This window comes from Mesorhizobium sp. CAU 1732 (genome assembly GCF_039888675.1).
Classification (GTDB): Bacteria; Pseudomonadota; Alphaproteobacteria; order Rhizobiales; family Rhizobiaceae; genus Aerobium.
Map to the genome: position 1 here is coordinate 666197 of NZ_JBDQQR010000002.1, position 22206 is coordinate 688402.

Here is a 22206-nt window from a genome sequence, read left to right on the forward strand (position 1 = left end):
GTCGCTCCCGCTACGTTTGACTCCTCCACGCAAGGAAGTGTGCAGCGAGTCTGACGCTTCGTCCACGGGATTTTCAGCGCTCACGATTGATTTACCGCACGATTCCAACGACTTGGCAGCCGCGAGATGCGAGTGCTGACATAACATGGCGTGTCATCGGGATGAGATGTCATCCGTGCCCATCGTCTAATGTTGTGGCCCGGCGCGAATTGGTAATAATGCGCGCGATACAGGGCGGCGACAGTCCGCGCACCGGCTGGCGACAGGCCGGCAGAACGATCCGGGAAGGAAGAGTGCATGTCCGAGGTAAAGCTTCATCGTGTCCAGCCTGCATGGAAGAAGGACGCGCTGATCGACAACGACACCTATCAGAAATGGTATCGCGACAGCATTTCCAACCCCGATAAATTCTGGGGCAAGCACGGCAAGCGCATCGACTGGATGAAGCCCTACACCAAGGTCAAGAACACGTCGTTCGACGGCAAAGTGTCGATCAAATGGTTCGAGGACGGCCAGACCAACGTCTCGGTGAACTGTATCGACCGCCATCTCAAGAAGCGCGGAAACCAGGTCGCGATCATCTGGGAAGGCGACAACCCGTATGACGACAAGAAGATCACCTATAACGAGCTCTACGAGCACGTCTGCCGCCTCGCCAACGTGATGAAGAAGCACGGTGTGAAGAAGGGCGACCGCGTCACCATCTACATGCCAATGATCCCCGAGGCGACCTATGCGATGCTCGCCTGCGCCCGCATCGGCGCGATCCATTCCGTGGTCTTCGGCGGCTTCTCGCCCGACGCTCTGGCGGGCCGCATCGTCGATTGCGAATCCACTTTCGTCATCACGGCCGACGAGGGTTTGCGCGGCGGTAAGCCGATCCCGCTGAAGGAGAACACCGACAAGGCGATCGATATCGCCGCGCGCCATCACGTGAAGGTCGAGAATGTTCTGATCGTGCGCCGCACCGGCGGCAAGATCGGCTGGGCCGATGGCCGCGACCTCTGGTATCACGACGAAATGGCCTCCGTTAAGCCCGACTGCAAGCCGGAGAAGATGAAGGCCGAAGACCCCCTCTTCATCCTCTACACGTCGGGCTCGACCGGCAAGCCGAAGGGCGTGCTGCACACCACCGGCGGCTATCTCGTCTATGTCTCGATGACGCACCAATACGTCTTCGACTATCACGACGGAGACATCTACTGGTGCACCGCCGATGTCGGCTGGGTGACGGGCCACAGCTATATCGTCTACGGCCCGCTCGCCAACGGCGCGACGACCCTGATGTTCGAGGGCGTGCCGAACTACCCGTCCGCCTCGCGCTTCTGGGAGGTCATCGACAAGCACAAGGTCAACATCTTCTACACCGCCCCCACCGCCCTCCGCGCCCTGATGGGCGCTGGCGACGCGCATGTGAAGAAGACCTCGCGCAAGAGCCTGCGTATTCTGGGCTCGGTCGGCGAACCGATCAACCCGGAAGCCTGGGAGTGGTATTACAAGGTCGTCGGCAACAAGAAGATTCCGATCGTCGATACATGGTGGCAGACCGAGACCGGCGGCATCCTTATCACGCCGCTGCCGGGCGCGACCGACCTGAAGGCCGGCTCGGCGACGCGTCCGTTCTTCGGCGTCCAGCCGCAACTCGTCGACGGCGAAGGCAAGGTTCTCGAAGGGGCCGCCGACGGCAATCTCTGCATCGCCGATTCCTGGCCGGGCCAGATGCGCACGGTCTATGGCGATCACGAGCGGTTCATCCAGACCTACTTCGCGACCTACAAGGGCAAGTACTTCACCGGCGACGGCTGCCGGCGGGACAAGGACGGCTATTACTGGATCACGGGCCGCGTGGACGACGTGCTGAACGTGTCGGGCCACCGCATGGGCACGGCGGAAGTCGAGTCGGCGCTGGTCAGCCACGACAAGGTCTCGGAGGCAGCCGTCGTCGGCTATCCGCATGACATCAAGGGCCAGGGCATCTACTGCTATGTGACCCTGATGGCCGGTGAGCAGGGCTCGGACGCCCTGAAGAAGGAACTCGTGGCCCATGTCCGCAAGGAGATCGGCCCGATCGCCTCGCCTGACCTGATTCAGTTCTCGCCCGGCCTGCCCAAAACCCGCTCCGGTAAGATCATGCGCCGCATCCTGCGCAAGATCGCCGAGGACGATTTCGGCGCCCTGGGCGACACCTCTACACTTGCGGATCCGGCGGTCGTCGACGATCTGGTCGAGAACCGCCAGAACAAGAAGAAGTAAGCCCATGCGCAGGGGGTTGCACTGCGACGGAAACCGACCCACATTGGGGTCGTGTTCAACGAACTGAAAGGAGGTGATCCAATGTCGAGTGATTCCATGTTCCGTAGCGTGGTCCCGGCGGATCGTCCTTTCGGGAAGCAGTCTTCCTGACAGGCGCGTGAGGCGCGGCTGGTAGTTACCTACCGCCACGGGTCGCGCCACGAACGGAAACACGGGGGCCGCTCTTCGGAGCGGCCCTTTGTTTTTGCGAACCGTCGGCTTGCTGGATTATTGTGTCAGAGCAAGGCGTTCGACGTTGCGGGCAATGGTCATGAAGGCGTCGTTCAACTCTTCGCCGCTGGATGTCTCGTAGTAGTGCTTCAACGAGCCGGTGTCGGCCGAGGCACAGTTCTTCATGACGTTCCGGGCATTGTTGCTGTCAAGCTTGAAACCGATCGTGAAGACCTCGATTCCGTCTGCCTTCATCCGATCGCAGAGAGATTCGGCATAAGAGCGCGACTTGCTGTCCTGCCTGCGCACGGCTTTCTCGTCTCCCGCAACATCCGCATGCGCCGTGTTGAACGCGCCATCGGTCATGAGGATCGCAATTTTCGCGACTTCCTTCGGATCCGCGTCGGCAGGGCCGTCTCCCAAGCCCGCCTTCTGGATCGCGGGCCGCCATTTCTGCGAAAGCATGTAGTAGGTCCACTGAACACCGATGGCGCCTGCGGTGTATCCAGCAACGGAAAAGTCGTCGATCTGCTTTTTCAAGGCCGTCGCATCGGGGCTTAGCGGCTTGAGAACAGCCTTGGCGCAACTGTTCAACCTGTCGTCGCGGTTTACCTTTGCAAGGTAACGCTGGCCGTCCTTGCGCTCGCGCACCGCGTCTGGCGCATCGTCACTGAAGTCGGCCTTCAGATTCACGTCCTTGCGTTCGGTCGCGCAATTGTTGTCCTGCTTGCCGGTGTTCGCGTCGATTTCCGCTTTCTTGGCATCCATGGGTGGCGGCAGGTCGGACCCGCCCTTTCGCTCAACGAAGACCACGTCCTTGGCAAGCGCACCGACATTGACGCCGTCCGAGTAAGGCACGAGTGCAATTCTTACCCGCGGATTGGTCTGGTTCTGCCCCTTGGTTAGCGCATCCACGGCGTTCTTCGCGGCAACTTTCAAATCCTTGATCTTCTGGCCGCCCATGGAGTCGGTCACATCCAGCATCATCGCGATCTCGATCTTCTTGTCCGAATAGAGCGAAGCCGACTGCGCCGTGATCGTCTGCCGGTTCGCGGCCCCGAACAGCGGGAAGGCGACGTCGAGGATGATGCTCGCCTCGGCGCTGACCGTTCCGCGTGCCTTGTCGATCACGAGGCTGTCGAGCGTGATGCGGTCGGCATCGGCAAACGCACGGCCGCCATTGGCGAGCAGGAACGCTTCCACCATCCCCCTCGCATCCTTCTCGGCGATCACGCCCGTGGTAAGGTCGCGCGCGGTCGAGGTGACGGCGGAATCGAGCGCGGCCAGAAGGTTCGAACGCACGATCGTCATCTGCGCAATGTTCAGCCCGTATCCGGCCGACAGCGCCAGAAGCGGCGTGACGATCGCCATCATCATGCCGAAATTGCCGCGCCGGTCGCGCCGGAACGCCTGTGCCGCTTTCATGATCGTCGTGCCTGCCCGCATCGCCTGTCTCCCTTCGAAACACCTGAACCCCGTTCACGAAGACAGGTGCAGAAGACGGGCCGGATGAAGCAGTGCCCGGCTCATGGCGCGGGCACGCAGGCTTAAGCTATTGAAATGGCTTGATCGCGGCGGTTGCCATGGTTGATGCCGAGTTAACATCATCTGGCGCCCATCGCGTCCGCCGCTAAGCAGACGCCGGCGTGTCCCTGTCCGGCACAGCTTGCGCTATCCGCAACGGCTTTCGCGCTTTCCGCCGCCATAAGGGCGCACGACGGCGAGATCGAGCAGCGCCGGCGCGACCGCCGTGCCGCTCGCGGTCGATACATCCGCCAGCACCCGACCGTAATATTTGTCGCCGCCGATATTGGAGATCGAGACGGGTTCGTCGCCGATCAGGCGCTGGAGCACCTGCCGCGCATGCAATCCCGCCGCCTTCTCGGCCTCGCATCGGCTCCTTGTCTCCGGCGCGTCGATGCCACGGATGCGTATTTTCACCCGCACGGAATGGCCGGGCCAGACACGCGCATCGGCTTCGAACGTGTCGCCGTCGAGAACCCGGACCACATGGGCCTCGACCGGTCCGGTCATGCCGTCGCGTCCATGCGCCGGTCCGAAAACCAGCATCACGAAAACAGCGGTCGCCACGAGAAGAATGCCTTGCCTCATGGCAAGGTATATATTCCTATATCGCGTTCGTTTGCAAGCGGGGATGTGCAATAGCGGCTGTGCAGCGATGCCGTCGCGGAAACTTCCTCAGAAGTCGCAGGCCATCCCCTTGACCTCCCAATCGCCGTAGCGCACGGGATCCTTTCCGCCACGTCCACCAAGCTCCGTGGGCAGTTCCGCTTCGCGTTGCAGCGCCTCCCGACGACGAGCCTCCGCCTCGTCCAGCGCCCGTCGCGCGGCGGGCGACACGGTTTTGGATGACGTGTCGCGCACGATTTCGGTGGCCTCGGCGGTTGGCTTGGTGTTCATGGGCGGACTTCCGGAAACATTGAATTTTTACATCGCGTTTCCCATCATATATTCCAACATGGCGGTGCATTCGAGCCCCGCGCCTTTTTTCGAACCGGAGACCTGGATGAACCTCATCCGCACTGCGATGCTTCTTGCCCTCATGACGGCGCTCTTCATGGGCATCGGCTATATGATCGGCGGCTCCGGCGGCATGATGATCGCCTTCGTGATCGCCGCGGGCATGAACCTGTTCAGTTACTGGAACGCCGACAAGATGGTGCTGCGCATGCATCACGCCGTCGAGGTCGATGAGCGCAATGCGCCGGAATATTACGGCATCGTCCGCGAGCTGGCCGCACGCGCCCAGCTTCCCATGCCCAAGGTCTACCTGATCGACAATCCCCAACCCAACGCCTTCGCGACCGGCCGCAACCCGCAAAATGCCGCTGTCGCCGCGACGACCGGTCTTCTCCAGCGCCTCACCCAGGAGGAAGTGGCCGGCGTGATGGCGCACGAGCTGGCGCACGTTCAGAACCGCGACACGCTGACCATGACCATCACCGCGACGCTTGCCGGCGCGATCTCCATGCTGGGCAATTTCGCCATGTTCTTCGGCGGCAACCGCAACAACAACAACCCGCTCGGCATCATCGGCGTGCTTCTGGCGATCATCGTCGCGCCGCTTGCCGCGATGATGGTTCAGATGGCGATCAGCCGCACCCGCGAATATTCGGCCGATCGGCGCGGCGCGGAGATTTGCGGCAATCCGATCTGGCTGGCATCCGCGCTCGACAAGATCGCGCGCAGCGCAAAGGCGATCCACAATCCCGACGCCGAGCGCAATCCCGCGACCGCGCATATGTTCATCATCAATCCGCTCTCGGGCGAGCGCATGGACAATCTCTTCTCGACGCACCCCAACACCGACAACCGCATCGCGGCGCTGCAGGCGATGGAGCAGGAGTTCAGCGGCGGTGGCAGCGCGCCCCGGTCCGCGCCACGCCCGGAACCGCGCGCCGCGCCGCAGGCTTCCACGCCAAGCCCGCAACAGGACGAACAGGAACAAGGCGGTCCATGGGGCCAGGCCAAGGCGCAGCCGTCGCCGGAGTCTGAAGCACCCCCGGCCGAGCCGGAATCGAACCCGTGGGGCCGCAGCCCGACAGGGCCGAAAAGCCGCAAGGGCGGCTGGTCGTGACGGCCGACCGCCGTCGCGCAGGCGGCGGGAAGCGAAACAGCGCGCCACGATTCGACGAATTTGCGGACATGCCGGGCCTTGCTGCCCGGCGGGCCGCGACGAGGCTTCTCGCAGCCGTGGTCGAAGCGAAGACGTCGCTCGACGGCCTGACCGACCATGACAACGGACACCCGCAGTTCCGCGTGCTCGAAATGCGCGACCGCGCCCTCGTCCGCGCGATCCTGACGACCGCGCTGCGCTTCCGGCGCACCATCGAGGCGCTGATCGCGGCGCGCCTGGAGCGCCCCTTGCCGGGAAATGCCCACACGCTGTCGCATGTGTTGCATGTCGCGGCGGCTCAGATGCTGTTCCTTGACGTGCCGGACAGCGCGGCCGTCGACCTCGCCGTCACCCAGGCGAAGTCCGACCCGCGAACGGCCCGCTTTGCAGCGCTCGTCAACGGCGTGTTGCGCGAGATCGCGCGGCGCAAGGATCGCGCTTTGCCAGCAGCGCTTGGCGCCACCACCGAAGCGCCGGACTGGTTCGCGGAGCGCCTGAAGGCCGCCTACGGAGACGACCACGCAAACGCGATCCTGGCCGCCCATCGCGTCGAGGCGCCGGTCGATCTGACCGTCAAATCTGATCCGGCTGGCTGGGCGGAAAAGCTTGGCGGCGTCGTTCTGCCGACCGGCGGCGTCAGGCTGGCCAAGCTCGAAGGCCCTGTCGTCGCCTTTCCCGGTTTCGAGGACGGCGAATGGTGGGTGCAGGACGCGGCGGCATCGATCCCCGCGCAGCTCTTCGGCGACATCAAGGGCCTGCGCGTCGCGGATCTGTGCGCCGCGCCAGGCGGCAAGACGGCGCAACTCGCGCATGCCGGCGCCCGCGTGACCGCGCTCGAACTCTCGGCCAATCGCGCCAAGCGCCTTGCCGGCAATCTCGAACGATTGAAGCTCGACGCCGAGATCGTCGTCGCCGACCTGATGGCCTACGAGCCCTCGGAACTCTTCGACGCGGTGCTTCTCGACGCACCGTGCTCCTCCACCGGCACCGTGCGCCGCCATCCCGATGTCCCATGGACGAAAGGCCCGGAGGATGTCGCCAAGCTCGCAGACGTGCAGGCGCGCATGCTGATGCGCGCGGCGACACTGGTGAAGCCCGGAGGCGTCCTGATCTTCTCGAACTGCTCGCTCGATCCGCTGGAGGGCGAAGGCCTTTACCGCGACTTTCTGTCGGAGACGACGGGGCTGGCGGCGGACCCGATCAAACCGGGGGAGTTCCCGCTGGTCGATCCGTTCCTGACAGATGAGGGAACGGTACGCACGACACCGGCGGGTCTCGACATGGGTTCGCCCGCGCTGTCGGGGCTGGACGGATTCTTCGCCGCGAGGCTGCGCCGACGCTGAAATCGGCGTCATATGCCTAAAAATTAATTCAACTTCGCACAAATTCTTGAATCATTTACCCTATCCGCACAATCGTCGGCCCGGGACGGCGATTCGGAGGTTTTCAGCTTTGGCGGTTGCGAGGGGCGACTCCCCGCAGATTTGGGCGCTTGTCGCCTCCACGATGTGGCGAAGGATGCGCGGGCGACTGCGCGTCGGGCCGCTCTATCGTTGGCGCTTCACCGGCCGCACGCCCGAGCGCGTCCTGATCGCACCACCTGACCTGCGCCTTGCCGATCCGCAGATCGCCCACGAGATTTACCACGGGCGCTTCCCCTTCGCGGGCTACATGGTCGATGCGGATGGCGCATCGCCCTTCACGATGGAGGTGGTCAATCCGGCCTGGCTGTCCGCACTGCACGGCTTCCGCTGGCTCCGCCACATGCGCGCCGCAGAGACCGAGCTTGCCGCCGCCAATGCGCGCGCGCTGGTCAGCGACTGGATCACCATGCACGGCCGCAGGATCGGCGGCGTCGCCTGGGACCCGGCGATCACCGCGCGGCGCATCATCGCCTGGCTGCAGCATTCGGCCGTCGTGCTGCAAGGCGCGGAGTTCCCCTTCTATCGCGCCTTCCTGAAGAGCCTTGCGATCCAGATCCGCTATCTGCGCGCCATGACGCCGGAAATGGCGGATGGCGAGGAGAAGCTTCGGGCCCGCATCGCGCTGGCCTTCGCGGCGCTGTCGCTGCCCGCGCCGACATCGGCGCTGCGCTCGGCCTCCCGGCTGCTGTCGCTCGAACTCGACACGCAGATCCTGCCGGATGGCGGTCATGTCTCGCGCAGCCCCGAAGCCGTGCTCGAGCTTCTGGCCGATCTGCTTCCGCTGAGACAAACCTACTCGAACCAGGCGGAAGCGCCGCCCGAGGCGCTGATCGGCGCGGTCGAACGGATGCTGCCGTGCCTGCGGTTCTTCCGCCATCAGGACGGCACGCTCGCCCGCTTCAACGGCATGGGCGCGACCAGCCACGACCGCATCGCCGCTATCCTGCATCATGACGACACCGCAGGCTCGCCGCTCCTGCATGCGCCGCATTCCGGCTATGAGCGCCTGTCGATGGGCGGCACCACCATCATCGCCGATACGGGCGCGGCGCCTGCACCGACCGTCTCGCAGGCGGCACAGGCGGGGTGCCTGTCGTTCGAAATGTCGTCGGGCCGTAGTCATTTCATCGTCAATTGCGGCGTCGACACCTATGGCGCCGACGATTTTCGTCCGCTGTCGCGCTCCACCGCAGCGCATTCGACGGCGACGCTGAACGACACGTCGTCCGCCCGCTTCGCGCTGCCGCGCGGCTTTGGCGGTGTCATCGGCGCACCCCTAATCAACGGCCCGCAGCACGTGCCCTGCCGCCGCATGGATTCCAGCGGCATCCAGGCCTTCGTCGCGCGCCATGACGGCTATGCCGCGCGCTTCGCGCTCTATCACGAGCGGGAGATTTCCCTGTCGGCGTCGGGCGCGATGATCGAGGGGATCGATCGTATCTTCCGCAAGGGTGGCGAGATCGCCAAACCCAACGGCCGCGACCTGGTGGTTGTCCGCTTCCATCTCCATCCTGAGATTTCGCTCTTCCAGAACCGCCGCAACGACCTCGTTCTCGGCGCGCCCAACGCCGATCGCTGGGAGTTCTCCTGCGAGGAGATCGCGGCTGAAGTCGAGGAATCACTGTTCTTTGCGGGCCTTGGCGGACCGCGAAAGAGCCGCCAGCTCGTGCTGTCCTTCAAGGCCTCGGAGCATCCTGAAATCCACTGGCGTTTCGTGCGGATGTAGCGCGCTTCGACGTTTGCATTCTGGCAGGCCTGTGCTACGGCCCCCGGCATCCCTTGGAACCTGCCGGAGACTGCCCGACATGGCCGTTGCGTCGAAGAAAATCCCCGCACCCGATCTCGTGACGATCCGCAGGGCGCTCCTGTCCGTCTCCGACAAGACCGGCCTCGTCGACTTCGCCAGAGCGCTCGCCGATCGTGGCGTCGAGCTGGTCTCGACAGGCGGAACCGCCAAGGCGATCGCGGACGCCGGCATCGCCGTGAAAGACGTCTCGGACATCACCGGTTTCCCGGAAATCATGGACGGGCGCGTCAAGACGCTGCACCCATCGGTCCATGGCGGCCTGCTCGCGATCCGCGACGATGCCGAACACATGGCGGCGATGGACGCCCATGGCATCGAGAGCATCGATCTGGCCGTCATCAACCTCTACCCCTTCGAGGACGTACGCGCGGCGGGCGGCGACTACCCCTCGATCGTCGAGAACATCGATATCGGTGGTCCGGCCATGGTCCGCGCGTCGGCCAAGAACCACGCCTATGTGGCGATCGTCACAGACCCGGCTGACTACAGCCGCGTCCTCGATACGCTTGGCGACCACGACGGCGCGACGCCCTACCGCTTCCGGCAGGAGCTCGCGGCCAAGGCCTATGCGCGCACGGCCGCCTATGACGCGGCAATCTCCGGCTGGTTCGCAGAGGCTCTGGAGATCGAGAGCCCGACATGGCGCGCATTCGGCGGCAAGTTGGAAACGGTGATGCGCTACGGCGAGAACCCGCACCAGAAAGCCGGCTTCTACGTCAATGGCGACAAGCGCCCCGGTGTGGCCACCGCGCGCCAGCTTCAGGGCAAGCAGCTCTCCTACAACAACGTCAACGACACCGACGCGGCCTTCGAGCTGGTCGGCGAGTTCGATCCGGCGCGCACCGCCGCCGTCGCGATCATCAAACACGCGAACCCGTGCGGCGTGGCCGAAGGCTCGACGCTCAGGGATGCCTATCTCAAGGCGCTGGCCTGCGATCCGGTGTCGGCATTTGGCGGCATCGTCGCGCTCAACAAGCTCCTCGATGCGGAAGCCGCCGAAGAGATCGTCAAGACCTTCACCGAAGTGATCATCGCGCCCGAAGCCTCGGCGGAAGCTGCGGCGATCGTCGCCGCCAAGAAGAATTTGCGCCTGCTGGTCACCGGCGGCCTGCCCGACCCGCGAACCATGGGCATGATGGCGAAGTCCGTAGCCGGCGGCCTGCTCGTCCAATCACGTGACAATGCCGTCATCGACGATCTCGATCTCAAGGTCGTCACGAAGCGCGCGCCCGGCGAACAGGAGATGGCCGATCTGCGCTTCGCCTTCCGTGTGGCCAAGCACGTCAAGTCGAACGCGATCGTCTATGCGAGGGGCCTCGCCACGGTGGGCATCGGCGCGGGCCAGATGAGCCGTGTGGATTCATCGCGCATCGCCGCGCGCAAGGCGCTCGACGCGACCGAGGCGGCTGGTCTCTCCGAGCCGATGACCAAGGGCTCGGTCGTCGCCTCCGACGCTTTCTTCCCGTTTGCCGACGGGCTGCTTGCAGCCGTCGAAGCGGGTGCGACAGCCGTCATCCAGCCGGGCGGCTCGATGCGCGACGACGAGGTGATCGCCGCAGCCGACGAACACGGCATAGCGATGGTGTTCACCGGGGTCCGCCACTTCCGGCATTGATGCAAAATGCCCCCTCCGGCCCTCTGGGCCACCTCCCCGCTTCGCAGGGGAGGATCCGCCGTTGAGGCCTATCTCGACCTTAGATCCTCCCCCGTTTACGGGGGAAGGGGACCATGCTTCGCATGGTGGAGGGGGTGCGGCGCCCTCTAATTCCTGGGCTGCGCTGCGGGATAGGGCGTGCGCAAGAGAACCAGAAAGCCGCCGATCAGGAAGATCAGGATCATCGACATGCCGAGGCGCGGCGACCCGCTGAGTGCGGTCACCGTCGCGACCATGAACGGGGCGAGGAAACTCGTCACCCGGCCGGCGAGCGCGTAGATGCCGAAATAGCGACCCGCTTCCTCGGGCTCGACGCTGCGCGCGAGATAGGACCGCGACGACGCCTGAACCGGACCGAATGCGATGCCGATCAGCAACCCGAACAGGATGTAGGCGATCTCGGCGGGCGTGCCGAACAGCCCGCCGCTGTCCTCTCCCGGCAGCATGAGCGCGCCGAAAAGCGTGAAGCCCGGTCCGGTCGAAATGATGCCGATCGTCGCGACCATCAGCAAGACGAGCGAGATGATCACGACCGTCTTCGAGCCCAGCGCAGTGTCGATCCTCGCCGCGATCCAGCATCCGAAGATCGCGACGATGTTGAGGATGATGCCGAAGATGCCGATCTCGGTGACGGACCAGCCGAACATCGCGGCGGCGAAGACCCCGCCCAGCGCGAGCAGCGCGTTGACGCCGTCCTGATAGATCATGCGCGCGATCAGGAAGCGCAGGATGCCGCTGCGCTGGCGCACCTCGCCAAGCGTGGATTTGAGTTCGGCCAGGCCGCTGCGCACGGCCGGGCCGATGGCCTTGCCCTTCGCCGCGTCGGGCGTGAAGAAGAACATCGGCAGGATGAAGATCAGATACCAGATCGCCGAGAGCGGACCGGTCGCCCGCGCGTCTTCGCCTTGTACGGGGTCGAGGCCGAACAGGGGATCGACGCCGATGATCGTCTTGCCGGTGTCTGGCGATGCCGCGAGCATCGCGACGACGAAGATCAGGACGATCATGCCGCCGAGATAACCGAGCCCCCATGCGATGTTGGACACGCGACCGATCTCCTTCTTGGAGACGAGCCTCGGCATCATGGAATCATTGAAGACTGTCGAGAACTCGGCCGCGATCGACGCCAGCGAGAACACCAGGATGACGGGCACGAGAGGTGAGTTCGGCACGGCGAACCACAGGGCGCAGAGGCACGCGATCTTGATGACCGCGAAGAACGCGATCCACGGCTTGCGGCGGCCGGTCTGGTCGGCGATCGAGCCCAGGACGGGCGACAGGATCGCGATGACGAAACCGGCGATCGCGATGCCGTAGCCCCACGCCGCCTGCCCCATCGCAGGATCGCTCGCCATGCGCGAGACGACATAGGGGCCGAAGATGAAGGTGGTCACGACCGTGAAGAACGGCTGCGCCGCCCAGTCGAAGAACATCCATCCCCAGATGCCGCGGCGCGGCACGCGTTTTGTCTCGTCCATGATGTCCGTCCCCCCGGGCCGAAGCTGCCCTCGATCTAAAGCGCTTCGCGATCTTTCAGATTCGCTTACCGCGCTTCAGGTCCCTGTTTTTATGCATGTCGTTGCCCCAAAACCGGTTCCCACTTCTGGGCGACATGCATCAACTTAGATCAGACATCAGGCCGGACGCTACTGTCAGACGCGACACGGTGAGATCTCCGCCCTCCGTCAGCGCCTGGAGCCGGTCCCGCGTGCGTGCAAGACGCTCGCCCCCGGCCTCCAGCCAGGCCTCGACAGGTTTGGCCTCCTTGCCGAAACCGGCAAGCGCCGACACCGCCATGCCGCGCCGCGCGGTGCCGATCGTCTCGGTAGCGCGCGAGAGCGCCAGCCCGTCGTAATAGTCGGCAGGCGTTATCGAGCGCGCTGCATCCGAAATCCGCCCGACGCGGAACGCATCCGTCACGCCGAAGAACGCGTGCGCGGCGGCCACCAGATCGGCCTTCGCAAGCTCGGCCACCCGCGCGATGTCCGGGATCAGCTCCGCGATGTTGAGGAAGGCGATGCGCTGGGCGAGCTTCTCGGGCACGCCCGCCTTGAACCACCCGTGCGCCCGATCGGCAAGCCGCTCTTTCGTGAAGTCGGGCAACATGGCGGGGATCTTGCCGTCCAGAGCCTTGCGCGCATCCCTGAGGCGGCCGATTCGCGTTGCGAGCGATGCGGAATTGTCGTCGTTTTTGAGGAACCAGGCGGTCGCGGAATGGACCAGCCTGCCGACCGACGAGTAGAGCTCGAGCTGGACATCGCCCTCGACCCTGGTGTCGAGCGCATCGATCTCCGCATAGAGAGCCGGCAGGTCGAACCCGTCGCGCACAACGGCGAACGCCGCCACCACATCGGCGGCCGACCGCCCCGTCAAATCCTGCATGCGGCTGATGAAGGACGGCCCGCCCCGATTGATCGCGTCGTTGCCGAGCACGGTGGCGATGATCTCGCGGCGCAACCGGTGTCCCATGATCTCGGCGGCGTATTTCTTGGCCATCTTGCCCGGGAAATAGCTCATCAGGTCGGTTTCGAAATGCGGATCGTCCGGCAGATCGCTCGCCACCACGTCGTCGAACAGCACGATCTTGGCATAGGCGAGCAGCACGCCGATTTCGGCCCGCGTCAGCGGTTCGCCCCGCGCTTCTCGCTCAGCGAGCGTCTGCGTGCCCGGCAGAACCTCCACCGCGCGGTCGAGCAGCCCCCGCGCCTCCAGCGCCTGCATGAAGCGTTCCTGATGCGCGAGATCGGCAAGTCCGCGGCGACGCGTCAGCGAGATGGCGAGCGTCTGCTCGTAATTGTTGGCGAGAACGAGCGCCGCCACCTCTTCGGTCATGTCGGCCAGAAGCTTGTTGCGGGCGGGCCGCGTCAGCGATCCTTTCCGCATGGCGGCTGCGAGCGCGATCTTGATGTTGACCTCGACGTCCGACGAGTTCACGCCGCCGGAATTGTCGATCGCATCCGAATTGCAGCGCCCGCCGGCCAGCCCGTATTCGATGCGGGCGCGCTGGGTCATGCCGAGATTGGCGCCCTCGCCGACCACCTTGGCGCGAACCTCGCGCGCCGTGACGCGAATGGCGTCGTTGGCGCGGTCGCCGGCATCCGCGTTCGATTCCGCCGCGCCACGCACATAGGTCCCGATGCCGCCAAACCAGAGAAGGTCGATCGGCATCTTGAGGATCGCGTTCATGATCTCGCTCGGCGATGCGGTCGTCTTGCCGAGCCCGATCGCTTCCGCCGCCTGCGCGCTGAGCGACACCGACTTCTGCGTACGCGAGATGATCGCGCCGCCTTCGGAAAGCTTCGAGCGGTCGTAATCCTGCCAGTTGAGCTGCGGATTGTCGAAGAGACGCTGGCGTTCCCCGAAGGACGAGGCCGCGTCAGGCGTCGGATCGATGAAGATGTCGCGATGATCGAAGGCGGCGACCAGCTTGATGCAGGGCGAGAGCAGCATGCCATTGCCGAAGACGTCGCCCGACATGTCGCCGACGCCGGCGACGGTGAAGGGTTCCGACTGGATGTCCTTGTTCATCTCGCGGAAATGACGCTTCACGGCCTCCCATGCGCCGCGCGCCGTGATGCCCATCTTCTTGTGGTCGTAGCCGGCCGAGCCGCCGGACGCGAACGCGTCGTCGAGCCAGAAATCATGCGCCTGGCTGATGGCGTTTGCGGTGTCGGAGAAGGTCGCCGTGCCCTTGTCGGCGGCAACGACGAAATACGGATCGTCGCCATCCCGGCGGATCACGTCAGAGGGGGGCACCACCTTGCCGTCATGCAGATTGTCGGTGATCGACAAGAGGCTCGACACGAAGTTCACATAGGCGCTCTTGCCTGCCTCGAAGATCGCGCCTCTGCTGGCGCCGGCCGGAAGTTTGCGCGGGAAGAACCCGCCCTTTGCGCCCACCGGCACGATCACGGCGTTCTTCACCTGCTGCGCCTTGACGAGGCCGAGCACCTCGGTGCGGTAATCCTGCGCGCGGTCCGACCAGCGAAGGCCGCCACGCGCGACGGATCCGAAGCGCAGATGCACGCCTTCCACCTCCGGCCCGTAGACGAAGATTTCGCGCCACGGGCGCGGCTCCGGAAGGCCGGTGATCGAACGCGAATCGAGCTTGATCGCCAGCGACCGCGGCGCGTCGGTCTCGCCCATGTAGAAGTTCGTGCGCAGCGACACCTCGATCAGGTTCTGGTAGCGGCGAATGATCGTGTCGTCGTCGAGGCTCGGAACCTCGTCCAGCGCATCCTTGATCGCGGCCTTGAGGTGCTTCGCGGTGACTTCGCTTTCCTTCTGGAGAGTTGGGTCGAACCGTGCCGCGAAGAGCTCGAACAGCGCACGCGCGATGTCCGGATAGCGGTTGAGGACGGCGGCGATGAAATCCTGGCTCTGCGGGATGCCCGCCTGTTGCAGATAGCGCCCATAGGCACGCAGAAGCTGGATTTGAGCCGAGCGCAGGCCGGCCGTCTGGACGAGGGCGGCATAGCCGTCATTGTCGGTCTGGCCGCGCCAGATCGACAGGAAGACCTCTTCGAGCAATTCGCCGCCGTCGCTGAGATCGATCGGCTGCCCGAACGCGTTGGCCAGTTCCATGTCGTGGATGAAGACGGGCACGTCACCATCGCCGGGGCGGATCTCGAAGGTCCGTTCAGAGATGACCCGGAACCCCATATTCTCCAGCAGCGGCACGCGCCGCGACAGCGCCACCGGTTCCCCGCGATGGTAGATCTTCAGCGCGGCGCCGGTCTGGTCGTGATCCTGCAGATGATAGAAGTCGATCGCGATCGGGCTCGCTTCGCTGATCGTCGCGATGCGGCCTGCATCGCGCAGGCCCGTTTCCGCCGAGAACGAGTTGCGATAGCTCTGCGGCAGCCGGTTGGCGATCGAGAGGAGATCGGGGACGGTCTGGCCGTCGGACGCAGCATCACGCAGCGCATCTTCCCAGGTCCGCACGATGGAGCGCAGGCCGGCCTCGAGCGTCGATGCAACGACCTTCGGCGTCTTGCCGCCGGAACGCCCGATGATGAAATGGACACGCGCCAGCCCGCCTTCAGGGAATGCGGGATAATAGGCCGACAGGCGCCCGTCGAACACCGTCTTCAGGAACGTGCCGATGCGTTCGCGCACATGCGAATCGTAACGGTCGCGCGGCACGAACACGATGACCGACACGAAGCGGTCGAACTGGTCGACGCGAAACAGGACGCGGACGCGCGGGCGCTCGCCCAGCGCGAGGATCGCTTCGGCATGCTTGCGCAGGATCGGCACGCTGATCTGGAACAGCTCGTCGCGCGGATAGGATTCCAACACGTTCGTCAGCGCCTTGCCGGAATGGTCGCCCGGATCGAAGCCCGATTTCGCGATCACCGCATTCACCTTGGAACGCAGATACGGGATCTTCATCACCGAGCGCGTGTAGGCCGTGGACGTGAACAGCCCGACGATGCGCAGTTCGCCCGTCAGCTTGCCCTTCGCATCGAACGTCTTGACGCCGATATAGTCGAGATAGATGCGGCGGTGCACCACCGACTTGGCGTTCGCCTTGGTGACGATGAGCGGTTCCGGCCCATGCAGGAAGGCGCGGATTTCAGGCGTGGTGGTGACCGCCTCCGTGCCGCGCCGCAACACCAGAACGTCCGGATCGGCGAGAATGCCGAGCCCCGTCTTCTTCGAGCGCTCCAGCGTGCCGCTTTTCTCGCCGCCCGAATATTTGAACTCGCGCATGCCGAGAAAGGTGAAATTGTCGTCGCGCAGCCATTCGAGGAACGCGATCGCTTCGGTCACGTCGTCCCGGTTGAGCGGCACCGGCGCATAGCGGAAATCGTGGATCGCCTGGTCGAGCCGGGCAAGCATGTGCTTCCAGTCGGTGACCGCCGCGCGAACCTGCGTCAGGATATGCGCGAGGCGCGCCTTGAGCGTGCGTGCGGCCTCTTCGCCCAGCCGCCCGACATGGACATGGATCAGGCTGACGCGATCGGCATCCGGCTCCGATCGGCCGGCCGAACCGTCTCCGATGAGCTGCGCCACGCCGGCCCTGTCATGCTTGACGAGGATCACCGGATGCAGCACGAGCGTCGGCTCGCCCGCCGTCTCCGTGATCTCGCCCAGGATCGAATCGAACAGGAAGGGCATGTTGTCGTTGACGACGGTGATGACCGTCAGCGGCCTGCCCCTGCGCACGATGGTGGGATCGGTGTCGATCGCGATGACGCTGTCGCCGCGGCGATGCTTCTTCAGCGCGGCATAGGCGAGCGAGGCGGCATGCTCGACGACGGGCAGGTCGTATTCGGCGATGTCCTCGGCGGGAGCACGCGCCTTCAGGAGATCGGCGAGTTTAAGCGCAGCCGCGCCCTTCGCCTCCTTTGCGGATGACGACGCCTTCTTGCCCGCTGCCATGACGAATCCCTCTCCCGAACCTGCTTTTTGTCTGTATCGTAGCAGACAAAGGCCATTTAGCGACCCGCGCAAGGGCCATTCGCGGGCTAAACTGAAGCGAAACGATTAAAGGGTGATGACGCGATGGACGATCGAGTGACCGCGCTGGATCTCGCGCCAGCCGGCGACCTCTCCAGCGACACGAAGGCCTACTTCGCCAAGTGCGAGGAGAAGCTCGGCCTGGTCCCCAACGCGCTCCTCTCCTACGCCTTCGACGAGAAGAAGCGGCGCGACGCCGGCTTCACCGACCGCGACATCTGGGACATCGCCTCGACGGCCGCTTTCTTCAACATGTCCAACCGCGTGGCCGCCGCCATCGACATGCGCCCGAACGCCGAATACCACGCGATGGCGCGGTAGGAGGTCACTCGCCCCTCGCCCGCGCGGCGATTGCGGACCTGTCCGCTCGTCCGGATACGTCGAGTGTTACCCAGATTCCATTCCGCAGCGGCCGCGAAAGGGCTTTCCTGCCGGCATCCGCGATAACGAGACGCCCTGAGGATGCGAGGGCTTCCACCTCACCGCGCGACAGGCCAAGCCCGTGTGCGATCAGTCTGTCGGCCCGCCCGCTCGGTCCCGCAGCCAGTGCGATGTTGATGACCAGCACTTCCGGTTCCTTACAAATCGGCGCGAGCGCCTGCCTGAGAATGGTGGTTTCGGACCGGCTCACTCGCAATCCCGTGCCCGAGAGGTCGCAGGCGATACGCCCAGCCAGAACGGGATCATTGGCGTGCAGGGATTCGATCAGCGCCGGCTCGATCTCGCTCCGGCTTCTTCGTTCGAAGATGGAGCGGTTCCAACTGTTGTCACAGGCATCGCAACGATAGACGAGCCAGGCATCCAGCTTCTTGCCATTGGCGTTGAGGCGGAACTTGCCGCTGCTGGTGAAATGACGGTCCCCGTCGCAGCGGCTGCAATGCAGGAGAAGTACGGGTGATGTGGTGGATACGATGTCCAGATAACAGTGAGGGTGCCCGACATGAGCGCTTGCCCTTCCCTTGGGGAAGTCCGGCAAGACGGCTTTTGTCGAGGGCCTCAATGGAGGCGCGGTGCGGCTGCGCTGAAAACGGCTTGATCTGAGGGATGCCCGGAGAAGCTCATGGCGATGCCATACCGGTCTCGAACCACCGCCCCGACGAACGATAACGATCTCCAGGCCACGTCTGTGCGCAGCCCGCATGGGGAATGTTGGTGAGACCGGTCGTTACTGAGGCAAAACGCGTCTATCCGTGCGGGTTTCGAGACCGCCTCAATAAATCGGGATCGCAGAAACGGCAAGACTCTGTGCTGATGCCCTCTGAAGATACCGCCCGCCGCGTTGCAGGAGCTCGATCTTAGGATCAGCGCGTCCTGCCCAGCAACGCATCCCGGTAAGCAGCGAATTCGAACCGAAACGGTCCAACCGCGTCGATGGCTTCGAAGCCTTCCTCGTCGTGGCGATGGGTATCCCGAAAGTCGCTCCATACGATGTGGGGGCCCTCGCGCGTGATCTGAACCGAAATGGCGCCACAATCGAGGTGAGCACAATACGAGCAGACATACAGCGCCACCCGTCCGCTTGGATAATCGCCTGGTTCGACCAAGAGCAGCCGATCAATGACGGCTGGCTCGAATTCGAGTCTCACTGATCCGAGGATGCAGACGTTGCCCGAGCCAAACGCGTGATAGAGAGACTGCCCGGAAACGATCATGTCCCAGAAGGAGATGTCGTCGGCATCTTGGGTGACCGTGGTCCATTTGAGCGTCAGATCATGCGTGCGGCTCATCATGCGCGGGTAACCCGTCCTCGCCTCAGCGCGTCGTAAACGCCAGGCGCAGTCCCAGAAGCGCGAAAGCGGCGGCGAAGCTGCGCCGCAGCCATGCCATCGCCGTGCGGCTACCGAGCACCTTGCCGCGCACCAGCGCCGCGCATTGGCCGTAGATAACGAAGACGACGAAGGTCATCACCATGAAGATGAAGCCCAGCCAGAGCATGGTGAGTGTCGGCGCGGGATCGCCGACCGGGACGAACTGAGGCAGGAACGCCAGGAAGAAGATCGACAGTTTCGGGTTGAGGATGTTGGTCAGAACACCCCGCCTGATGATCGCGCCATGCGAGAGCCGGGCGCGTTCGGGCTCGGCGCTCAGCATGCCCTTCTCCTTGAGCGTGTTCCACGCCATCCAGAGCAGATAGGCGACGCCCGCGAACTTCACGATCTGGAACAGCACCGCGCTCGTGTGCATGAGCGCCGCAAGGCCGAGGATAGCAGCCGCCATATGCGGCACGATGCCGAGCGTGCAGCCAAACGAGGCGGAGACGGATGCGGCGGCCCCACGCCCCAGCGCCACCGCGAGCGTATAGATCACCCCGGTACCGGGCGAGGCGACCACGACGAGCGCGGTGATGAGGAAGGCCGGATCCATGACGAACGCTCCATCGGATGAGGGTATCATCTCTGTCGCTGACGGCATGTCAATCCGCACCGGATGAGGCGAGGTCTGGGCGCCGCTCAGGCTTCGTCCGTGACGTCGCCCGGTTCGGGCGTCTCTCCATTGCGCCGCACATCCGCCAGAAGCGCCAGCGCATCACCCACGTCGGAACGATGCACCATGACCGGCACCCCGGTGCCGCGCGCTCTGGGATTACCGGTGAGGTCGATGAAGCCGGCGGGAAAGTAGGCGTGAATGCCGTAAGCCCGGAGCATGGAGACGCAGATTTGCGCCTCCATCTCGGTTTCGAAGGTTTTCAGGCGAACGAAATCGCCATCCATCAGCGTCCTCAGGCAGCGCCGGCGACGGCCTTGCTCTTTTCGAAGCGCTTGCGCTCGTTCGGGTCGAGGTAGAGCTTGCGCAGGCGGATCGTCTTCGGCGTCACCTCGACCAGCTCGTCGTCCTGGATCCAGGCCAGCGCGCGTTCCAGCGTCATGCGGATCGGCGGAGTGAGGCGAACGGCCTCGTCCTTGCCGGCAGCACGGATGTTGGTCAGCTTCTTGCCCTTGAGGACGTTGACCTCGAGGTCGTTGTCACGGCTGTGGATGCCGATGATCATGCCCTGATAGACCTTCACGCCGGCGTCGATGACCATCGGGCCGCGATCTTCGAGGTTCCACATCGCGAACGCGACGGACTCGCCCTGCTCGTTCGAGATCAGGACGCCGTTGGTGCGGCCCGCGAGCTCGCCCTTGTAGGCCTGGTAGGAATGGAACAGGCGGTTCATCACGGCGGTGCCGCGCGTGTCCGTCAGAAGCTCCGACTGGTAGCCGATCAGGCCGCGCGTCGGCGCGTGGAAGACGAGGCGCTGGCGATCGCCGCCCGAGGGGCGAAGCTCGACCATATCGGCCTTGCGCTCCGACATCTTCTGCACGACCACGCCGGAATGTTCTTCATCGACGTCGATGACGACTTCCTCGATCGGCTCCAGCAGATTGCCGTCCTCGTCCTTCTGCATGACCACGCGCGGACGCGACACGGCCAGTTCGAAGCCTTCGCGGCGCATCGTCTCGATCAGAACGGCAAGCTGCAACTCGCCACGGCCGGACACGTAGAACGAGTCCTTGTCGGCCGATTCCTCGATCTTGAGCGCCACGTTGCCTTCGGCTTCCTTGAGCAGGCGGTCGCGGATCACGCGGCTCGTCACCTTGTCGCCTTCGGTGCCGGCAAGCGGGCTGTCGTTGACGATGAAGGACATGGTCACGGTCGGCGGATCGATCGGCTGCGCCTGCATCGGCTCGCTGACGGACAGATCGCAGAACGTGTCGGCGACGGTGCCCTTGGAAAGGCCCGCGATGGCGACGATGTCGCCCGCCTGCGCTTCCTCGATCGGCTGGCGCTCGAGTCCACGGAAGGCGAGGATCTTGGAGATACGGCCGGTTTCGATCTGCGTGCCGTCATGGTGCAGCACCTTGACGGCCTGGTTCGACTTCAACGTGCCGGACGCGATGCGGCCGGTGATGATGCGGCCGAGGAACGGATTGGCTTCGAGGATCGTGCCGATCATGCGGAACGGTCCGGGCTCGACCGTCGGCTCAGGGACGTGCTTCAGCACGAGGTCGAAGAGCGGCGCCAGGCGCTGGTCCTTGGGGCCTTCCGGATTCTCCGAAACCCAGCCATCGCGGCCCGAACCGTAGAGGATCGGGAAGTCGAGCTGCTCGTCGGTCGCGTCGAGCGCGGCGAACAGGTCGAACACCTCGTTGACCACTTCGACGTGGCGCGCATCGGGACGGTCGATCTTGTTGATGACGACGATGGGCTTGAGCCCCACCTTCAATGCCTTGCCGACGACGAACTTGGTCTGCGGCATCGGGCCTTCGGCGGCATCGACGAGCACGATGGCGGAATCCACCATCGACAGGATGCGCTCGACCTCGCCGCCGAAATCGGCGTGGCCCGGCGTATCGACGATATTGATGCGCGTGTCCTTCCAGTCGACCGAGGTCGCCTTGGCGAGGATGGTGATACCACGCTCCTTTTCGAGGTCGTTCGAGTCCATGGCGCGCTCGGCGACGCGCTGGTTCTCGCGGAACGAGCCCGACTGCTTCAGAAGTTCGTCGACGAGGGTCGTTTTTCCATGGTCGACGTGCGCGATGATCGCGATGTTGCGGAGCTTCATTCTTGTACCCGGGAGTTTTTGCGGCCAGCGCCCAAAGAAGGCACGGCGATTTCGTTGGCGCGCTCATACAGGCTTTTTCGCAAATGCGAAAGGGGCCTGCCGCAACGGCGGCCGAGATCACGGCCGAGCTTCCGATACGTTGGGCGAAATCCCCGCTGTGAACGGATTGTTTTGCGCTCATCGTCGCTTCGGCATTTCGTACTCACT

Annotated in this window: 16 protein-coding genes; 6 read left to right on the top strand and 10 right to left on the bottom strand. The window is 64.3% G+C overall.

Annotated features, from left to right (window positions below; translation table 11 throughout):
* Nucleotides 1-297 precede the first annotated feature (297 nt).
* Entirely contained in the window at nucleotides 298-2253 is a 1956-nt protein-coding gene (gene acs, locus AAFN55_RS20890) for an acetate--CoA ligase (protein WP_347800899.1), read from the top strand.
* A gap of 267 nt (nucleotides 2254-2520) precedes the next feature.
* Here acs and AAFN55_RS20895 read toward each other — a convergent pair whose 3' ends face one another.
* The 3 genes from AAFN55_RS20895 to AAFN55_RS20905 form a co-directional block, all read right to left on the bottom strand.
* On the bottom strand, nucleotides 2521-3909 hold the full coding sequence (locus AAFN55_RS20895; RefSeq protein WP_347800900.1) for a TadE/TadG family type IV pilus assembly protein: 1389 nt from the start codon (nucleotides 3907-3909) through the stop codon (nucleotides 2521-2523).
* Between the two features lie 225 nt (nucleotides 3910-4134).
* Complete coding sequence (locus AAFN55_RS20900) at nucleotides 4135-4554, bottom strand: thermonuclease family protein (protein ID WP_347800901.1); 420 nt, start codon at nucleotides 4552-4554, stop codon at nucleotides 4135-4137.
* A 108-nt stretch (nucleotides 4555-4662) separates the two neighbouring features.
* Nucleotides 4663-4884, bottom strand: coding sequence for a DUF1674 domain-containing protein (locus AAFN55_RS20905; protein ID WP_347800902.1), 222 nt, complete (start codon nucleotides 4882-4884; stop codon nucleotides 4663-4665).
* A 106-nt stretch (nucleotides 4885-4990) separates the two neighbouring features.
* Between AAFN55_RS20905 and htpX the strand changes: the two genes are divergently transcribed.
* The 4 genes from htpX to purH all read left to right on the top strand — a co-directional run bounded on the left by htpX (nucleotide 4991) and on the right by purH (nucleotide 10946).
* Nucleotides 4991-6061: a zinc metalloprotease HtpX gene (gene htpX / locus AAFN55_RS20910; RefSeq protein ID WP_347800903.1), complete on the top strand. Its 1071-nt coding sequence runs from the start codon at nucleotides 4991-4993 to the stop codon at nucleotides 6059-6061.
* Nucleotides 6010-7443: an RsmB/NOP family class I SAM-dependent RNA methyltransferase gene (locus AAFN55_RS20915; protein ID WP_347800904.1), complete on the top strand. Its 1434-nt coding sequence runs from the start codon at nucleotides 6010-6012 to the stop codon at nucleotides 7441-7443. Before htpX ends, AAFN55_RS20915 begins: the two co-directional genes overlap by 52 nt.
* Before the next feature lie 163 nt (nucleotides 7444-7606).
* Nucleotides 7607-9250: a heparinase II/III family protein gene (locus AAFN55_RS20920; protein ID WP_347801062.1), complete on the top strand. Its 1644-nt coding sequence runs from the start codon at nucleotides 7607-7609 to the stop codon at nucleotides 9248-9250.
* A gap of 79 nt (nucleotides 9251-9329) precedes the next feature.
* Nucleotides 9330-10946 (top strand): bifunctional phosphoribosylaminoimidazolecarboxamide formyltransferase/IMP cyclohydrolase, encoded by a 1617-nt coding sequence (gene purH / locus AAFN55_RS20925; protein ID WP_347800905.1) that lies wholly within the window; start codon nucleotides 9330-9332, stop codon nucleotides 10944-10946.
* 146 nt (nucleotides 10947-11092) lie between these two features.
* Here purH and AAFN55_RS20930 read toward each other — a convergent pair whose 3' ends face one another.
* Nucleotides 11093-12463 (bottom strand): MFS transporter, encoded by a 1371-nt coding sequence (locus AAFN55_RS20930; protein WP_347800906.1) that lies wholly within the window; start codon nucleotides 12461-12463, stop codon nucleotides 11093-11095.
* Nucleotides 12464-12602: 139 nt separating this feature from the next.
* Nucleotides 12603-17372, bottom strand: coding sequence for an NAD-glutamate dehydrogenase (locus tag AAFN55_RS20935; RefSeq protein ID WP_347800907.1), 4770 nt, complete (start codon nucleotides 17370-17372; stop codon nucleotides 12603-12605).
* Between the two features lie 123 nt (nucleotides 17373-17495).
* Here AAFN55_RS20935 and AAFN55_RS20940 point away from each other — a divergent pair, with 123 nt between their 5' ends.
* Nucleotides 17496-17771 carry a hypothetical protein gene (locus AAFN55_RS20940; protein WP_347800908.1) on the top strand — a complete coding sequence of 92 codons (276 nt, stop codon included), beginning with the start codon at nucleotides 17496-17498 and terminating at the stop codon, nucleotides 17769-17771.
* A gap of 4 nt (nucleotides 17772-17775) precedes the next feature.
* Here AAFN55_RS20940 and AAFN55_RS20945 read toward each other — a convergent pair whose 3' ends face one another.
* The 5 genes from AAFN55_RS20945 to typA all read right to left on the bottom strand — a co-directional run bounded on the left by AAFN55_RS20945 (nucleotide 17776) and on the right by typA (nucleotide 21999).
* Nucleotides 17776-18426: a DUF1062 domain-containing protein gene (locus tag AAFN55_RS20945; protein ID WP_347800909.1), complete on the bottom strand. Its 651-nt coding sequence runs from the start codon at nucleotides 18424-18426 to the stop codon at nucleotides 17776-17778.
* A 325-nt stretch (nucleotides 18427-18751) separates the two neighbouring features.
* Entirely contained in the window at nucleotides 18752-19180 is a 429-nt protein-coding gene (locus AAFN55_RS20950; RefSeq protein ID WP_347800910.1) for a hypothetical protein, read from the bottom strand.
* A 22-nt stretch (nucleotides 19181-19202) separates the two neighbouring features.
* The gene (locus AAFN55_RS20955) at nucleotides 19203-19814 is read right to left on the bottom strand and encodes a LysE family translocator (RefSeq protein ID WP_347800911.1); all 612 of its coding nucleotides are present in this window, start codon (nucleotides 19812-19814) and stop codon (nucleotides 19203-19205) included.
* 86 nt (nucleotides 19815-19900) lie between these two features.
* Nucleotides 19901-20161, bottom strand: a complete 261-nt coding sequence (locus AAFN55_RS20960) for a hypothetical protein (RefSeq protein ID WP_347800912.1) — start codon at nucleotides 20159-20161, stop codon at nucleotides 19901-19903.
* Nucleotides 20162-20169: 8 nt separating this feature from the next.
* Complete coding sequence (gene typA / locus AAFN55_RS20965; protein WP_347800913.1) at nucleotides 20170-21999, bottom strand: translational GTPase TypA; 1830 nt, start codon at nucleotides 21997-21999, stop codon at nucleotides 20170-20172.
* Between the last annotated feature and the right edge of the window lie 207 nt (nucleotides 22000-22206).

Bases quoted from the DNA above. Each gene is read 5' to 3' on its own strand.
- acs (WP_347800899.1), top strand. From the start codon at position 298: ATGTCCGAGGTAAAGCTTCATCGTGTCCAGCCTGCATGGAAGAAGGAC.
- AAFN55_RS20895 (WP_347800900.1), bottom strand. From the start codon at position 3,909: ATGCGGGCAGGCACGACGATCATGAAAGCGGCACAGGCGTTCCGGCGC.
- AAFN55_RS20905 (WP_347800902.1), bottom strand. From the start codon at position 4,884: ATGAACACCAAGCCAACCGCCGAGGCCACCGAAATCGTGCGCGACACG.
- htpX (WP_347800903.1), top strand. From the start codon at position 4,991: ATGAACCTCATCCGCACTGCGATGCTTCTTGCCCTCATGACGGCGCTC.
- AAFN55_RS20920 (WP_347801062.1), top strand. From the start codon at position 7,607: ATGTGGCGAAGGATGCGCGGGCGACTGCGCGTCGGGCCGCTCTATCGT.
- purH (WP_347800905.1), top strand. From the start codon at position 9,330: ATGGCCGTTGCGTCGAAGAAAATCCCCGCACCCGATCTCGTGACGATC.
- AAFN55_RS20930 (WP_347800906.1), bottom strand. From the start codon at position 12,463: ATGGACGAGACAAAACGCGTGCCGCGCCGCGGCATCTGGGGATGGATG.
- AAFN55_RS20935 (WP_347800907.1), bottom strand. From the start codon at position 17,372: ATGGCAGCGGGCAAGAAGGCGTCGTCATCCGCAAAGGAGGCGAAGGGC.
- AAFN55_RS20940 (WP_347800908.1), top strand. From the start codon at position 17,496: ATGGACGATCGAGTGACCGCGCTGGATCTCGCGCCAGCCGGCGACCTC.
- AAFN55_RS20950 (WP_347800910.1), bottom strand. From the start codon at position 19,180: ATGATGAGCCGCACGCATGATCTGACGCTCAAATGGACCACGGTCACC.
- AAFN55_RS20955 (WP_347800911.1), bottom strand. From the start codon at position 19,814: ATGGATCCGGCCTTCCTCATCACCGCGCTCGTCGTGGTCGCCTCGCCC.
- AAFN55_RS20960 (WP_347800912.1), bottom strand. From the start codon at position 20,161: ATGGATGGCGATTTCGTTCGCCTGAAAACCTTCGAAACCGAGATGGAG.
- typA (WP_347800913.1), bottom strand. From the start codon at position 21,999: ATGAAGCTCCGCAACATCGCGATCATCGCGCACGTCGACCATGGAAAA.